Here is a 13,979-nt window from a genome sequence, read left to right on the forward strand (position 1 = left end):
GATGTTGCCGACTACTGGAATAACGCCCGCCACAGGGGCGGGTCAATGGTCTGGACCAAAAAGGGACTAGACCAATTTGCCGACCCGGGGCGCCCTGTCCCTGTCCAGGACACCCGGCGGTGGACTGGACCACGCGCGAACGCCCGACCGGCGCGCTCGCGGCCGTGGGACGGGCGGGCGCGCGCCCCCGGGGGGAGCGCGCGCCGCACGGGCCGGGATCACGGTTCAGCAGGCTCCGAGGTCTTCCCAGACGCCCCACTGGCCGGTGGTGCCGGGCTTGTCGCCCGAGACCCACCACTTGGCACGCCAGTTGTGGCCGCCGTAGGAGACGGTCTCGCCGCCGTTGTAGACGTGTGCGGCGTCCCAGGCCGGCGCGGTGCAGGTGCCCCCGCCGCCGTTGCCGCCACCGGTGCCGCCGCCACCACCGCCACCGGTGCCGCCGATGTTGACGTCGACGCAGGAGTAGAAGGCGTTGCCGGTGTCCGAGATGTTCCAGACGGCGAGCACCTTCTGCCGGCCGGTGAAGCCGCCGAAGTTCACCTGCTGGCTGACGTCCGCGGCCGGCTGCTGGTTGTGGCCGTCGAACTCCGCGATCTTCTGGCCGCCGATGAAGTACTGCCAGTTGGTGGTGGAGTGCCGGGCGGTGTTGTGCCACGTGAACGTCGCCGACGTGCCGACCGGCGTGGCCTTCCAGCCCTTGCTGTCGTTGTCGAGCTCGGCGTACTCCGCGTGTCCGCCACTGCAGCTCTGCAGGCCCTTCGGCCCCTCGACGCTCTGCGGTTCGTACTTGATCTGGCCGCAGTCGACGGTGCCCTCGGCGCACTGCTGCTGCCGGCTCGTGGGTGCCGTCACCCAGCCGTGGGCGCTGGCCGTGCTCGCCGGGAGGCTGATGGCGAGGACCGGGGCGATCAGCGCGCCGATCGTGAGAGCCGCTCGTCTTTTCGTGTTCATGCCGTGCCACTTCCTTCGGTGTGTGTCAAAGCCGTCGCCTGTGAAGCCCGCCTTGCCGGGGGTGCGCGAGGCGCGGGGCCGGTATGCGGTCCGCGCGTCCCGCCGGACCGGGCGGGGCACGCGCCCACGTCGACGACCCGGTGCGTGTCGCACGCGCCGGGTCATCGCGCGACCGACGTCACGGGCAGAGGGCGGAGGCGGCTCAGGTCTGGACCTGACGCCTACTAGGTCTAGACCATAGCCGCAGACCGGATGCGGTCAAGAGCCTCGGCAAGGGGAACTGCCCGCCCGGAAGGCGCACTTCACGATCCGGCGCCGCGCGGCCAACTCTCCCGGGTATTGGTCTAGACAAGCCTGGCCGGAATGGTTCACAGTGCGTCTGCACATGCGTGACACCGGACGACACCGGAGGGGCCGCCACACCGCGCGGCACCCGCGAACGCGGCGTCGTCGGACGCGCCGCACCACCCGCCGGAGCACCACCCCCCGCATCCCGCACCGACGCCGTCCGGACCGGCACGCCCGCGAGCGCGACCCGGCCCGTACCGCCCCCCACCGCGACGCAGCTCCCCCGAGGCCGCTGCGTGAGAGAGGAGCACCTCCCATGGAAGCGCTGGAAAGAAGCAAGGAGCACGTGCTCGGCCTGTTCCGGATCGTCGTGGGACTGCTGTTCGCCTGTCACGGAGCCGCCACCCTGTTCGGCGTCCTGGGCGGTCCGCACGGCGCCGAGCCGAAGTTCGCCGAGTGGCCCGGCTGGTGGGCCGCGGCCATCCAACTCGTCGGCGGGATACTGGTCATGTGCGGCCTGGGCACTCGCGTCGCGGCCGTGCTGTGCTCGGGCTCCATGGCGTACGCCTACTTCGACGTGCACCAGGCCCACGCGGTCATGCCCATCGAGAACGGCGGCGAACCGGCGGCCATGTTCTGCTGGGCCTTCCTCCTCATCGCCGCCCTCGGACCGGGCCGTTGGGCACTGGAGTCCCTGTTCCCCTCCCGGCGGCGGTCCGGCACCGGGCCGGCCGGGGCGCCGTGGTCCCGGAACACGCCGACATCCGTGTGAGCGGTCGGCCGGGCCCGGACGGGCGCCGAAAAGAGGGGGGGCGCCCGCAGGACGCCCCCCTCATGCCGCGGCCCGGCCCCGGCAACGCCGTGGACGGCGACGGCTGTCGATCGTGGACCGCCGGCCGCTGCCTACTGGTTACCGCTCACCGCTTACCACTTACCGCACGTCGACGTAGTCGCCCGACGAGCTGACCTCCGGGCTGATCAGGTTGCCCGGGTAGGTGAGACGGTAGTAACCGTCGTAGGTGGCGGTGGTCGTGGCCTTCAGGTGGCCGGCGTCGACCCGACCGCTGAACTTCAGCGTGGTGTAGGAACTCGCCGTCTTCTTGCGGTACTCCAGCTTCGCCGGGGTGCCGGAGGAGAAGGGGTGGTACTTGCCGTCGTTCCAGTTCACGCGGCTGATCAGGCCGGTGACCGTAATGGTCCTGCCCTTCTTGACCGGTTCGGGAGCGGCGTCGGCGGTGAGCTTGACGGAGTGCTGGAGGCGGAAGTCCTTGGCGCTGTCCCGCGTCGCGAGCCCGATCCTGCCCGGGTCCTGCGCGCCGCCGGTGTCCTGGCCGTTGAAGGCGATGGCGTAGATCCCGGTCCGCCAGCCGCCGGCCAGCTCGTCGCGCAGTTCGGCCGGGTCCACCGTCACCGTGGCCGTGCATGTCGCGAGGGTCGCGGGGGAGGCGGGGGAGTCCGCGCAGACCGGCTTGGCCTCGGCCAGGAGGGCGGTCGCCTCGTCGAGCGAGTTGCCGCGGTACAGCTCGACAGCTACGACGAAGTCGGAGGCGTGGATGCCGACGTCCGCGCCGTGCTCCAGCGTGAACGAGACGGCCGCCTTCTTCGCGGTGCCGGTACCGACGACGATGTTCTTCCCGCCGTTGAGCCTGGTGTCGCGGAAGGTGACGTCCAGGGGGTACGGAGTGCCCTGGGCGGTGCCGGTCGGGGCGGCTGCCGTCGTGCCCTGTACGTCGACGTAATCGCCCGCGCCGCTGCCCGGGGCGCTGGTCGAGGCACCCACGAAGCGGAAGCGGTAGTAACCGTCGAGCGAGGCGAGGGCGGTGGCCCTCAGCCTGCCGTCGGCGTCCGCCCTGACGGAGCGGAGCGCGGAGTAGGTGCCGGCGCCCTTCCTGCGGAACTGGAACATCACGTCCGGCGAGTGGTACGCGGTGTACGTCAGCGTCTCCCAGTCCGCGCGGGTGATGGTGCCCGTGACGGTGAGGGTCTTGTTCTTCTTCACCGGCTCCGGAGCGGCGTCGGCGGCGGTGAGCTTCGTGGCGCGCTGGAAGGAGAAGGAGCCGGCACCGTCCTTGTCCTGGTAGTGGCCGTCCTGGGCGGTCACCCGCGCGTCCACGTACCACGTGCCGGCGTTGGCGTTGGTGAGGTGGTCCGTCCTCGGATCGACCGTCACGGAGGCGGTGCAGGTGGAGGTGGTGGCGTCGACCTGGGCGCAGGTGGGTGTCCCGGTCGTGAGGTGCCCGTCGCCGGGGCCGTGCAGACCGAACGCGTCGGCGCTTGTGATGCCCGAATCGTCCGTGGCGGTCACGCTGACGTCGAAGGTGACGGCGGAGGTGCCGATGGCCACCATGTTGTCGCCGTCCACGACCACCTTCGTGATCCGGGTGTCCCCCTCGCCGCCGGTGGCCTGCGCGGCCGGCACGGCGAGAGCGGACAGGGCCAGAACGCCGCCTACGACGGCGCTGGAGGCACGGATGTGCATGTGTTGTCCCCACGTGTGGATCTGGGGAGCCGAACGACTCCGCAGATGTGACCCGAGGAGGAAACGGAAGGTTGTACGCACAGTGAACTTCTGCGGGACGATTCCTTGACGATTCACCCGGCCGGGGCGGGAGGATTCGTCATTGACGGCTGATGGCCCGCGAGATTCCGGCGGTGACGGTCGTGGCGAGGATCCAGCCGGCGGCGGTCAGCCCGTAGGCGAGCCACTGCCCGGTGCCGCGCGGTGCGAAAGCCGCCTCCTGCCCGAAGGTGATGATGGGGACCAGCAGGTCGAGTGTGTAGAAGACCGCGTTGAACGGCGGTGCCTTGCCGGCCTCGAGCGGCGCGGGAGGATGGGCGCCGAAGAAGACCGCACCGCAGACGAGCAGGGCCAGGAGCCACAGGCCGGCGCGCAGGGGCCGGTAGCCGTAGCCGACGGTCACGTCCTGGACGTGACCCCAGGCGCCGCTGTGCGGGGGGAGCGTGGCGCGCCGGTGACGCTGTTTGGCCAGCAGCACGGTGCGTGCCTCGTCCTCGTGCCCGAGCCGGCGGTAGGCGGCGGCGAGCTGCTCGTACGGCTGCGGGAGGTAGCCGTCGGTGCCGCGCCGGAGCCAGTCGAGCCGTTCGGCGGCCGTCAGGGGGTGCGCGAGCGCGTCGTAGGTGGCCTCGGTCAGCCGGAGGCGGGCCGGCCAGGTGTCCGGGGTGTCGTACAGGGTGCCCAGCCGGGCATTGCGCGCGTCGACGGTGCCGTCGACCGGTCGCCGGGTCCGCAGGTCGGTCTCCCGCGCCTGGACGAGCCGCAGCGACAAGGCGGTGCCGCCGGGACGCGTGAGCGTGGCGTCGCGGAAGCTGAGCTGCGTACCGATGCGACTGCCGTCGAGCTGGACGCCGCCCACGACGGTGAGGCCCTGGCCGAGGTCGACATTGCGGGTGACGCTGACGTCGACGGCCTCCAGCGCGACATCGCCGGCGTTGTCCAGCAGGGCGCCGCAGAAACCGATCGCGGCCGAGACCGTGGCACCGGACAGGATGATCCGCCCCTCGGCCCTGAAGCCCGGGTGGAAGGTGAAGTCCTCGGTGATCTGGACGTGATAGGCGTCCAGCGCGTGCCCGCCGGGGTTGCTCAGGGAGGCGCCCTCCAGGTCGAACTCCCCGTCGATGACGCCACCCGAGATGCGGAAGCCTCCCTGGACGGCGAGGTGGCTGCACAGCGCGTCACCGCTGACGGCCACGTGGACCGCGGATATCGCCTCGGCTTTGCGTGCCGTGACCACCGCCTCGCGGAGGTCCAGATCGCCGACGATCTGGGCGCGGTTCAGTACCAGGGCGCCGGTCAGGCGGCAGCCGGCCAGCACCAGCCGGCCGTCGATCCGCGCCGTGTCGGCGGCCAGACCCGGCAGACGGCTGCCGGGCAGGGCCAACTCGCGCATCCTGGCGCCCTGGAGGAGCGGCACTTCGTCGAAGCGGCAGTCCGCCAGGACGACCGGCACGGTGATCTCGGCGAAGCTCAGATCCAGGCGGCCCGTGATGCGGGCGCCGGAAAGATGCAGTGCCGGGCGGTCGCCGGGAGCGGTCCCGGGCCCGGTGCCCAGCAGCAGCGCCGCGATGACGTCGGCCCGTACGGCGGATTCCGTCGCCGGCGCGCCGGCGGGGACCTCGACGGCAGTGCCCCGCGCGAAGGAGTCCCACAGCTCACGTTCCACAGTGCCGAGTTCATCGAGACGCATGATCAGTGATCTTTCCGGTGCGGGCCTCCCGGGACAAGAGCAGCCGTAAGGAATCCGTCAACGTCGTGCGGTCCGCCGTAAGGGAGCCGTCAACGGGCGACCGGATCCGGTCACGGCGGAGGTTTCCTCTAACCGTCCGTTTCACCGCACCTCACTCCAGGAGTTAGCGATGGCCGATCTGGCCTTCGTCGTCGCCGTGCTCGCGGCTTTCACGCTGGTGGCCCTCGTCGCCAAGGGGGTGACGAAGCTGTGACCGCCGAGAACGTCGTCGGCCTGGTCGTGGCCGTCGCCCTGCTGGGCTATCTCGTGCTCGCCCTGATCTTCCCGGAGAGGTTCTGACGGTGACATCAGCCGCTGCCGCAGCGGGCGACCTGGGTCCCGTTTCCGCGGGCGTGCTCCAACTGCTCGCCCTCGCGGGCGCCCTGGCACTCGTCCACGTCCCCGTCGGCACGTACCTGGCCCGGGTCTACTCCTCGAAGAGACACCTGCGCGCCGAGAGCTGGATCTACCGGGGCATCGGTGCCGACCCCGACGCCGAGATGACCTGGTCCGCCTATCTGCGGGGCATCCTCGCCTTCTCGGCGGCCGGGGTGCTCTTCCTTTACCTGCTTCAACGGCTCCAGGGCGTCCTGCCCGGCTCGCTGGGCTTCTCCCCGGTGTCCCCGGCGCAGTCGTTCAACACGGCCGTGTCCTTCGTGACCAACACCAACTGGCAGTCGTACTACGGCGAGCAGACCATGGGCCATGTCGTGCAGACCGCCGGTCTGGCCGTGCAGAACTTCGTCTCCGCCGCCGTGGGCATGGCCGTCGCCGTCGCGCTGGTGCGCGGCTTCACCCGCTCCCGCACCGGTGAGCTGGGCAACTTCTGGACCGACCTGGTGCGCGGCACCCTGCGCGTCCTGGTGCCGTTCGCCGCGGTCGCGGCGGTGGTCCTGGTGGCCTGCGGCGTGCTCCAGAACTTCGCCGGCATCCACGAGGTCGGGCAGTTCACGGGCGGCCCCCGGCAGTGGAACGGGGGCGCGGTCGCCTCCCAGGAGGCCATCAAGGAACTCGGCACCAACGGCGGCGGCTACTTCAACGCCAACTCCGCCCACCCGTTCGAGAATCCCACCGCCTTCACCAACCTGTTCGAGGTCTTCCTCATCCTGGTGATCCCGTTCTCGCTGACCCGCACCTTCGGGGTGATGGCCGGCTCGGTCAGGCAGGGCTACGCGATCCTCGCCACGATGGCCGCCATCTGGCTGGCGTTCACGGCCCTGATGATGTGGACGGAGTTCGCCCACCACGGTCCGGCACCGCAGGCGGCCGGCGGAGCCATGGAGGGCAAGGAGGTCCGCTTCGGGATCGGCGGCTCCGCGATCTTCGCGGTGTCCACCACGCTCACCTCGACGGGCGCGGTCGACTCCTTCCACTCCTCCTTCACCGGCCTCGGCGGCGGTCTCGCGCTGCTCGGTATGATGCTCGGCGAGATCGCGCCCGGCGGCACCGGTTCCGGCCTCTACGGCATGCTGGTCATGGCGGTCATCGCCGTGTTCCTCGCCGGTCTGATGGTCGGCCGTACCCCGGAGTACCTGGGCAAGAAGATCGGCGCCCGGGAGATGAAGCTGGCCGCCTGCTACATCCTGGTCACCCCGGCCCTGGTGCTGGTCCTCACCGCCGCCTCCCTGGCGCTGCCGGGCCCGCCGCACTCGATGCTCAACTCCGGTGCGCACGGCTTCTCCGAGGTGCTGTACGCCTTCACGTCGGCGGCGAACAACAACGGCTCGGCCTTCGCCGGTCTGAACGCGAACACCGACTGGTTCAACACCACGACCGGGCTCGCCATGCTGCTCGGCCGCTACCTGCCCATGGTCTTCGTCCTGGCGCTGGCCGGCTCGCTCGCCGGGCAGACACCGGTACCGGTCACGGCGGGCACCCTGCGCACCGCCACTCCGCTGTTCACCGGCCTGCTGGCCGGCGCGATCCTGATCGTCACCGGTCTGACGTACTTCCCGGCCCTGGCCCTGGGCCCGCTCGCCGAAGGACTGGCCTGATGACCACCCGCACAGAGAACACAGGGATCGCGGGGGCCACACCCCCTTCAGAGAACACAGAGAACTCCATGGGCACAGCCACACCCACCAGAGCGCCGCACACCGACGTCCCCACCGGGCGAAAGCCCGCCGAAGGGCGGGTCGGCGCGGGCCTGTTCGAGCCCGGGCAACTGCTCAAGTCCCTTCCCGGCGCCTTCCGCAAGCTGGACCCGCGGGTGATGGTCAGGTCACCCGTGATGTTCGTGGTGTGGGCCGGTTCCGTCCTGACCACGGTGTGCTCCGCCCGGAACCCGGGGGACTGGTTCGGCTGGACCATCAGCGCCTGGCTGTGGCTGACCGTGCTCTTCGCCAACCTCGCGGAGGCGGTCGCCGAGGGCCGCGGCAAGGCACAGGCCGACACCCTCCGCCAGGCCAGGACCGGCACGGTGGCCCGCCGGCTCCTCCCGGACGGCTCCGAGGAACGCGTCCCGGGCACCGGCCTGACCCCCGGTGACCTGGTGGTCTGCGAGGCCGGGGACGACATCCCGGGCGACGGGGACGTCGTCGAGGGGGTGGCGTCCGTGGACGAGTCGGCGATCACCGGCGAGTCCGCCCCGGTCATCCGCGAGTCCGGCGGCGACCGTTCGGCGGTCACCGGCGGTACGAGGGTCCTCTCCGACCGCATCGTCGTCAGGATCACGGCGAAGCCCGGCGAGACGTTCATCGACCGGATGATCGCGCTGGTCGAGGGCGCGGCCCGGCAGAAGACCCCCAACGAGATCGCCCTGAACATCCTGCTGGCCTCGCTGACGGTCGTCTTCCTGCTCGCGGTGGCCACGCTGCCGCCGTTCGCCGCCTACGCGGGCACGCACCTGACCATGGTCGTGCTGGTCGCCCTGCTGGTCTGCCTGATCCCGACCACCATCGGCGCCCTGCTCTCCGCGATCGGGATCGCGGGCATGGACCGCCTGGTGCAGCGCAACGTGCTCGCCCTGTCCGGCCGCGCGGTGGAGGCCGCCGGTGACGTCTCCACCCTGCTGCTCGACAAGACCGGCACCATCACCCTCGGCAACCGCCGGGCCGCCGGGTTCCTGCCGGTGAGCGGCACCACCGAGACCGAGCTGGCGGACGCCGCCCAGTTGTCCTCCCTCGCGGACGAGACGCCCGAGGGCCGCTCCGTGGTCGTCCTCGCCAAGGAGAGGTACGGGCTGCGCGAACGTCACCAGGGCGAGCCGGCGCACGCCGAATGGATCGCCTTCACCGCCCAGACCCGGATGTCCGGTGTCGACGTCGACGGGCGCGAGATCCGCAAGGGCGCCACCGCCTCGGTCATCGCCTGGGTCGAGGAGCGGGGCGGTACGGCCGGCCACGAGGCCGAGGCCATCGCCGGCCGCATCTCCCAGGCCGGCGGCACCCCGCTGCTGGTCGCCGTGCGGGACGGCCGGGGCGCGCGCGTCCTGGGCGTCATCCATCTGAAGGACGTCGTCAAGGAGGGCATGCGCGAGCGGTTCGGGGAACTGCGCCGCATGGGCATCAAGACCGTCATGATCACGGGTGACAACCCGCTGACCGCCAAGGCGATCGCCGCGGAGGCGGGCGTCGACGACTATCTCGCCGAGGCCACGCCCGAGGACAAGCTGGCCCTCATCAGGCGGGAGCAGGCGGGCGGCAGACTGGTCGCGATGACCGGCGACGGCACCAACGACGCGCCGGCCCTCGCGCAGGCCGACGTCGGTGTGGCGATGAACACCGGTACGTCGGCCGCCAAGGAGGCCGGCAACATGGTCGACCTCGACTCGGACCCGACCAAGCTGATCGAGATCGTGGAGATCGGCAAGCAGTTGCTGATCACACGGGGCGCGCTGACGACGTTCTCCCTCGCCAACGACGTGGCGAAGTACTTCGCGATCATCCCCGCGCTGTTCGCGGCGGTCCACCCGGGCCTGGACAAGCTGAACATCATGCGCCTGTCCTCGCCGGACTCGGCGATCCTGTCGGCCGTCGTCTTCAACGCGCTGGTCATCATCGCGCTGGTGCCGCTGTCGCTGAAGGGCGTGCGGTACCGGCCGACGAGCGCGGACCGGATGCTCCGCCGCAACCTCGGGCTCTACGGCCTCGGCGGCCTGGTCGCGCCGTTCGCCGGCATCAAGCTCATCGACCTGCTCCTCTCCTGCGTCCCCGGGATCGGCTGACCGACATGAACCACTCCGTCACCCACACGGCCCGGCTGCTCGTGGCGGGCCTCAGGGCCCTCCTCATGCTGACCCTCGTGACCGGCGTCCTCTACCCCCTCGTCGTCACCGGCGTCGCCCAGGGGCTCTTCCCCGGCCGGGCGAACGGCTCCGAGGTCACGGCGGACGGCGAGGTCGTCGGCTCCTCCGTGATCGGCCAGTCCTACGGCCTGCCGCCGAAGCAGGGCCGGAAGACCCCGGCCGCGGACCCGAGGTGGTTCCAGGGCCGCCCGGCGAACGGACTCGGCGTCAACAACGTCAACACGCGGTACCACCTGCTCCTGTCCGGCGCCACCAACCTGGCCGCCGACAGCGGGGAGCTGGTCCAGCGGATCGAGGACGCCAAGGCCGCGGTGGTCAGGGACAACTCGGTGCCCGGCTACACCGTCCGGCCCTCCGACGTACCCGCGGACGCGGTGACCTCCTCGGGCTCCGGCCTGGACCCCGACATCTCCCCGGCCTACGCCCGGCTCCAGACGCACCGCGTCGCCGCGCGGAACGGCCTGCCGCTCGCCCGGGTGGAGAAGCTGGTCGAGGACCACACCGAAGGCCGCACGCTGGGCTTCCTGGGCGAGCCCCGGGTGAACGTCCTGGCCCTCAACATCGCGCTGAAGGATCTCGCGGCGAAGCGCTGACGGACCGGTCCGGCGTGTACGCGGGTCGCCGCGGGCCGGGGGAGCCGGTGACCGGGGCGGGAGGGACGCGCGGGGCGTGCCTGCCTGGCCGGATGGCTGTCCGGCCTGGGTGGCAGGCCCATCCCGCCGGGGGAGGGGACGCGTGGCGCGTGGCGCGCCCGGCCGGATGCCCGCCCCGCTGGGTGCCCGGCACGGCCGGGACAGCGGACCCGATCCAGCCGGGCGGGCGGTCTCGTGGAGGGGAGCCGGGCCGGGGCGGCCCGGCTCCGCCGTCGTACGGGTGCGGTCAGCCGGTCGTCAGGGTGGCGTCGTCGAGGACGAAGCTGGTCTGGAGGCCGGAGTCCTCGGTGGCGGTGAACGTGAGCGCGATCTGCCGGCCGGCGTACTGGCTCAGGTCCAGGGTGCGCTCGGTGTACCCGGTGGCCGCGTCGGCGTTGGAGTAGGTCTGCTTCATCGTTCCGTCGACCTTGACCTGGAAGGTGTCGTACACCGTCGTGCCCGACTCGGCGGTGTCGATGTGCAGCCAGTACCTCAGGGTCGCCTTCGTGCAGCCCGCCGGGACGGTCACCGTCTGGGCGACGCTGTCGGTGGCCGCGTAGCCGTACCCCGCGAGCCAGGCGTACCGGGACCCGGAGTGCGCGGACTGGCCGCTGAACGTCCCGATCGCACTGGTGTCACCGGTCCACGGCGTCGTACCGCTCTCGAAGCCGCCGTTGGAGATCGCCTGGGACGGTGTGCAGCCGCCGGCGCCCTTCACGGTCAGCGTGTACGACGTGCTGTGCGTGGCGGTGCCGGTTCCGGTGAGGGTGATCGGGTACGTGCCCGGCGGTACGGCGGAGCCGACGGAGACCGTCGCCGTGGCGGAGGCGCCGGAGGTCACCGAGGCCGGGCTGAAGGAGACCGTGACGCCCGCCGGGGCGCCCGAGGCGGACAGGTTCACCGTCTGCGCCGAGCCGCTGGTGGTGGCCGTGGACACGGTGGTGGTCAGCGAGGTGCCCGGGTCGGTGCTGCCGGCGGCGGGGCTGGCCGAGACCGAGAAGTCGTTCGCCGGTGCGGCGTCCGAGACCGCCTGCTTCCACAGGGTGTAGGCGACGCCGTCGGCGCTGCGGTTCAGGCCGGTGGCGTTGATGTTGGCGGTGGTGTCGCAGGAGGAGTGGTAGCAGCCGTCGTACGCGGCGCCCGCCGTGCCGCCCCACTTGGCCGCCTGCGCCGAGGTCTTGCGGGCGCTCGCGCCCATGGCGTAACCGGAGGTCGGGATGCCGTAGTTCTCGAAGGAGTAGTCGTCGGAGCGGCCCGCGCCCTCGGTGTTCTCCTCGGGCTGGAGGTTCAGCGAGTCCCAGTACGCCTTCATCGGCGCGGCGGCGGAGGAGGTGATGTGGTTGATGAAGTAGCCGCCGTTGGGCGAGGCGACCATGTCGAAGTTGTAGTACGCCTTGATCGCGGAGCGCTGGGCGGAGGTCAGCGAACGGACGTAGAAGTCCGAGCCGTTCAGGCCCTGCTCCTCGTCCGTCCACCAGCCGAAGCGGACGCGCGCCGCCATCGAGGGATCGGTCTGGGCCAGCTTCAGCGCGACTTCGAGGAGGGTGGCGCTGCCGGAGCCGTTGTCGTTGATGCCGGGTCCGGCGGAGACACTGTCCAGGTGCGAGCCGAACATGTACACCTTGGACGCGTCGCCGCGGGGCCACTCGGCGATCAGGTTGGGCCCGGCGCCGCTGGCGCAGCCGGAGGTGCAGGGCTGCTCGGTGACCGTGTAACCGGCGGCCTGCAGCTTGCCCTTCACATAGGCGACCGAGTCGCGGTAACCCTGCCCGGACGACTTGCGGTTGCCGCCGTTGCGAGTGGCTATGGCGTTCAGCTCGGTGAGGTGCGCCTGCACCTTGGTGACGTCGATGTCGGGCGCGGCGGCGGCCAGGGCGGGCGCGTGGGCCGCGGCGGGGAGGTGGCGCGCGGGGGCCGCCTCGGCGCTCGCGGGGAGCAGGGTCAGGCCGGCGGCGGCCGTGGCCAGCGCCAGGCTTGTCAGGCCGGCCAGGGACAGTCTTCGTGGTCGTAGCACCATGTCTCCTTGTGGGGTGGAGGAAACGACAGGTGTGCGGCGGACTCGGGTGAGCCGCGCCACGGCACCTTCATGAGCATGCGCATGCCAAGCCCTCGTCAAGCATGGGCGCACGGGACCGGCCGGATCAACGGCTCCCGCCCGCCCTGCCGGCAGCCGCCGGTGGGGTACCGGACCGGCGTGCCGGGGCCCCGAGGAACCGGGCGGGCGGCCACGAGGTTAACGGCCCGGGGCCGCCTCCCACCCTGGCCGAAACCGGCACGTCCGCTCCCGGCCAGACCGGCGGAGCCCGCCACGGCCGCGGCCGGGACGACGGCTCCTGACAAGTCCTGCTGCCTGCGCGTGTGCTATCGGCAAGTCGTGCGGCCGGCGCGGCGGTTGCCTGCGAGTCCTGCGGCGGCGGGGGTTGCCCACGGCTCCCGCTGGTCGGCGCGGTGGTGGCCCGCAAGTCCCCGCGGCCGGGGCGGAGGTTGCCTGTGAGTCCCGCGGCTGTGCGGGGTCCCGCAACTCCATGTGGCCGACGCGCCAGTTGCCCGCGGCCGGGGGCGGAGGTTGTCTGCAAGTCCCGTGGCTGTGCGGGGTTCCCACAACTCCAGGGGTCGGCGCGGTGGTTGCCTCCAAGTCCTGCGGCTACACATGGCTGCCGACAACTACCGGGGCCGACACGGTGGTTGCTTGCAAACTAGTTTGACGGCCCGTGCGACGGCTGCCCGCGAGTCCCGCGGCGGCGCGGGGCTGCCCACAGATCCCGCGGCGGTTGCCCGCAAGAACCGCGGCGGCGGGGGGTTGCACACGACTCCCGCCGGTCGGCGCGGCGGTTGCCCGCAAGCCGCGCGGCCGACGTCGCAACTGCCCGCAAGTCCGGCGAACCGCCCGGCGGTTGCCGGCCGGAACCGGCATCGGTGCGGCCGCTCCCCGCCCCACCTCGTCGCGGGCAACGCCGGCACCGGCCCGCCTGCTCCTCACCTGCCCTGGCTCCGCTCGCGGTTCCGTCCCCGGTCTCGCCCGTTGCCCCGGCCTCGACTCAGGCCTCGGATTCAGTACCGGTCCCTGGCCTCTTTTCCCTGGCTCCGGTCCCCGGCCTCGCCTCCGGCCTCGGGCCCTGCCCCTGCTTTCGGCTTCGCCCCTGGCCCGGGCCCCTGGCCTCACCTCCGGCCTCTGGCCCGGCTTCTGGCTTCGCCCCTGGCACCGGCCTTCGGTCTGGGACCTGGCCCGGTCCCCGCCTCGACCTCAGCTCCGTCCCCTGGCCTCGGAGCCCGGCCTTCGCGGGTGTGGCCGCTCCCGGGGAGTCCGGTTGTGGCACGCCCCGTCGCAGACAACGCCGGGGCACCGGCACCGGCTCGTCCGCTCCTTGCTGGCCCTGGCCCTGGCCCTGGCCCTGGCCCCGGCCTTTGGCCCTGGCCCCGGTCCCGACCTCGGTCGGCGGCCGCGCCCTCGGCTCGGCCCGGGTCCCGCCCGCGCTCTTGGCCCGGTCCCGCGCCCTCGGCCGCGCCCTCGGCCCGGCCTGGGTCCCGCCCGCGCTCTTGGCCCGGTCCCGCGCCCTCGGCCGCGCCCTCGGCCCGGCCTGGGTCCCGCCCGCGCTCTTGGCCCGGTCCCGCGCCCGC

10 protein-coding genes are annotated in these 13,979 nt (G+C 72.0%); 6 read left to right on the forward strand and 4 right to left on the reverse strand.

Going from position 1 to position 13,979, the window contains the following annotated elements; translation table 11 throughout:
• Nucleotides 1–225 precede the first annotated feature (225 nt).
• A complete protein-coding gene (locus ACH4OA_RS30050) occupies nt 226–951 on the reverse strand; it encodes a lytic polysaccharide monooxygenase (RefSeq protein ID WP_397972327.1) in 726 nt (241 codons plus the stop codon).
• 604 nt (nt 952–1,555) lie between these two features.
• Here ACH4OA_RS30050 and ACH4OA_RS30055 point away from each other — a divergent pair.
• Nucleotides 1,556–2,011 carry a DoxX family protein gene (locus ACH4OA_RS30055; protein WP_397940905.1) on the forward strand — a complete coding sequence of 152 codons (456 nt, stop codon included), beginning with the start codon at nt 1,556–1,558 and terminating at the stop codon, nt 2,009–2,011.
• A gap of 159 nt (nt 2,012–2,170) precedes the next feature.
• Here the strand turns inward: ACH4OA_RS30055 and ACH4OA_RS30060 are convergent, their stop codons facing one another.
• Together ACH4OA_RS30060 and ACH4OA_RS30065 are read right to left on the reverse strand one after the other, a co-directional pair.
• The gene (locus ACH4OA_RS30060; protein ID WP_397972330.1) at nt 2,171–3,718 is read right to left on the reverse strand and encodes a hypothetical protein; all 1,548 of its coding nucleotides are present in this window, start codon (nt 3,716–3,718) and stop codon (nt 2,171–2,173) included.
• Between the two features lie 139 nt (nt 3,719–3,857).
• Nucleotides 3,858–5,444: an oxidoreductase gene (locus ACH4OA_RS30065; protein WP_397972333.1), complete on the reverse strand. Its 1,587-nt coding sequence runs from the start codon at nt 5,442–5,444 to the stop codon at nt 3,858–3,860.
• A 249-nt stretch (nt 5,445–5,693) separates the two neighbouring features.
• On the opposite strand from ACH4OA_RS30065, the gene kdpF reads away from it, so the two are divergent.
• From kdpF to ACH4OA_RS30085, 4 genes are all read left to right on the forward strand, one after another.
• Nucleotides 5,694–5,783 carry a K(+)-transporting ATPase subunit F gene (gene kdpF, locus ACH4OA_RS30070; protein ID WP_009326374.1) on the forward strand — a complete coding sequence of 30 codons (90 nt, stop codon included), beginning with the start codon at nt 5,694–5,696 and terminating at the stop codon, nt 5,781–5,783.
• Nucleotides 5,784–5,815: 32 nt separating this feature from the next.
• On the forward strand, nt 5,816–7,477 hold the full coding sequence (gene kdpA / locus ACH4OA_RS30075; RefSeq protein WP_397972399.1) for a potassium-transporting ATPase subunit KdpA: 1,662 nt from the start codon (nt 5,816–5,818) through the stop codon (nt 7,475–7,477).
• Between the two features lie 68 nt (nt 7,478–7,545).
• On the forward strand, nt 7,546–9,648 hold the full coding sequence (kdpB, locus tag ACH4OA_RS30080; RefSeq protein WP_397940899.1) for a potassium-transporting ATPase subunit KdpB: 2,103 nt from the start codon (nt 7,546–7,548) through the stop codon (nt 9,646–9,648).
• Nucleotides 9,649–9,653: 5 nt separating this feature from the next.
• A complete protein-coding gene (locus ACH4OA_RS30085; RefSeq protein ID WP_397972336.1) occupies nt 9,654–10,322 on the forward strand; it encodes a potassium-transporting ATPase subunit C in 669 nt (222 codons plus the stop codon).
• A 286-nt stretch (nt 10,323–10,608) separates the two neighbouring features.
• Here the strand turns inward: ACH4OA_RS30085 and ACH4OA_RS30090 are convergent, their stop codons facing one another.
• A complete protein-coding gene (locus tag ACH4OA_RS30090; RefSeq protein ID WP_397972338.1) occupies nt 10,609–12,378 on the reverse strand; it encodes a M28 family peptidase in 1,770 nt (589 codons plus the stop codon).
• A 1,388-nt stretch (nt 12,379–13,766) separates the two neighbouring features.
• On the opposite strand from ACH4OA_RS30090, the gene ACH4OA_RS30095 reads away from it, so the two are divergent.
• Nucleotides 13,767–13,979 (forward strand): hypothetical protein (locus ACH4OA_RS30095; RefSeq protein ID WP_397972340.1); only part of this gene is annotated, 213 nt, incomplete at its 3' end.

This window comes from Streptomyces sp. NPDC017095 (assembly GCF_044332325.1).
GTDB lineage: Bacteria > Actinomycetota > Actinomycetes > Streptomycetales > Streptomycetaceae > Streptomyces.